The 343-nt window shown below is 38.2% G+C and carries 1 pseudogene; it reads left to right on the plus strand.

Annotation, left to right across the window (positions count from 1 at the left end):
- A pseudogene (locus CQA44_RS12380) lies at nt 1-261 on the plus strand (NAD(P)H-dependent oxidoreductase); the annotation flags it as partial.
- Nucleotides 262-343 lie beyond the last annotated feature (82 nt).

Below are 343 nucleotides of genomic sequence, written 5' to 3' on the forward strand. Positions count from 1 at the left end.
ATATGGTAGTGGTGGCTTGTGTCAGGGCAAGAAAGTAATGTTTAGTGTTACTTGGAATGCACCGCTTGGAGCTTTCATAGAACCTCAAGGATTTTTTGAGGGTGTGGGAGTTGAGGGGGTGTATTTACATTTACGCAAAGCTCACGAGTTTTTAGGAATGGAGGTTTTACCTACTTTTATGTGTAATGATGTGATAAAAAACCGCAAGTAGAGCGGTATTTGGCAGAATATGAAGCACATTTGAAAAAGGTGTTTGGATAAGATTCTTTCGTCATTGTTAGAATCTCAATACAGAATCCAAAAGGCAAAGAAGTTTAAAGGCAAACAAACCATAAGTAAAGCT

It is taken from the genome of Helicobacter sp. MIT 14-3879 (genome assembly GCF_003364125.1).